At 75.5% G+C, this 1,155-nt stretch carries 2 protein-coding genes; both read right to left on the bottom strand.

The features are described 5' to 3' along the window. Positions 1 to 101: 101 nt before the first annotated feature. A complete protein-coding gene (locus BZY54_RS47680; RefSeq protein WP_086731504.1) occupies positions 102 to 473 on the bottom strand; it encodes a hypothetical protein in 372 nt (123 codons plus the stop codon). Positions 474 to 640: 167 nt separating this feature from the next. After that, positions 641 to 1,155: AAA domain-containing protein (locus tag BZY54_RS47675; RefSeq protein ID WP_208640991.1), on the bottom strand; the 515-nt coding region annotated here is incomplete at its 5' end.

Below are 1,155 nucleotides of genomic sequence, written 5' to 3'. Positions count from 1 at the left end.
TGCCCGGCTGGCATATGCCAGGCGGCTCGGGCGGACGCGCGCGAGGGGGGCGTGGGCCGGGGTGTGCCGGGGTGCGTGACGATGTGCGCCGGAGCGGGGGGTCAGACGGGGTCGGCCGGATTGGCGTGCAGGCCCTCGGCCCCGCGCAGCAGGTCCCGCCCGAACTCGACCATCTTCCTGGCGTAGTCCTCGGTCCACTCCGCCCGCTCGGCGATGTCCGCCGGGCTCAGCCGGTCGAACCGCTTCGGGTCGGCGAGCTGCGCCGCCGCGATCGCCTGGAACTCCACGGCACGGTCGGCCGCCGCGCGGAACGCCAGCGTCAGCTCGGTCGCCCGCGACAGCAGCGCCCGCGGGTCCTCGATCGACTCCAGGTCGAAGAAGTGCTCGGGGTCGGCGGCGGCCTCGGCGGGCTCGAAGAGCAGAGGCGCGGGGCGTAGCCGCGGTTCGTTCCGACGCGGCGTGGGCTCCGCCATGTCTTGTCCTCCTCGTACGGTTCGGATGGCGCCGCCCTGTGCGGGGCCACCCTCCATTGTCCCGCGCCCGCGCAAGGTGCGGCCGGACTCGGCGCCCGCCCGACCGAAGGATCACGCGATTCCCGACGGACCGGCCAGAGGCAGGTCCTACCCACCCCCGGAGGGTCTCAAGGCGCCCAGCCCACCCGATGTTCCCGCAGCCGGGCCAGCACCGCGTGATTCGCCTCCCAGCCGTCGGGGAACTTCACCGTGACGCCGAGCTGGACCGGTTCCGTGGAGGGGTGGTCGTCCAGGAGTTCGCTCACTCCCGCGCGGCACACCACGATGCAGGCGTGCCGGTGGCGGGAGGCGAGCACGCACAGGCGGCCGGTCTCCAGGTGGAAGGCGGTGGCGTCGGGCCGGCCGGAGAGCGGGTGCAGGACCACCGTGACGTCGAACTCCCGGCCCTGGAGCCGGTTCGCCGTGTCCACCGTGACGTCCGTGACGCCGAGGTCCGCGAGCACCGCCCGTACGGCCGCCGCCTGGTCGCGGTGCGCCGTGCCGACGGCGATCCGGTCGGCGGTCAGCGGGGCGGGGTCCGGTGACCGCTCCGAGACGGCCGCGCCGCCCCGCTCCAGCAGCCGCGCCACGACCGACGCCACCGCCCGCACCGCCTCCGGGTCGGTGCGGGCGGTGGCGTCGG

This window comes from Streptomyces carpinensis, from assembly GCF_002154505.1.
GTDB lineage: Bacteria > Actinomycetota > Actinomycetes > Streptomycetales > Streptomycetaceae > Streptomyces > Streptomyces carpinensis.
The sequence above is the reverse complement of the archived record's forward strand: the minus strand, read 5'-3'. Positions and strand labels throughout refer to the sequence as shown.

Excerpts from the sequence above, each read along its gene's own strand:
- BZY54_RS47680 (WP_086731504.1), bottom strand. The coding sequence starts at position 473 with ATGGCGGAGCCCACGCCGCGTCGGAACGAACCGCGGCTACGCCCCGCG.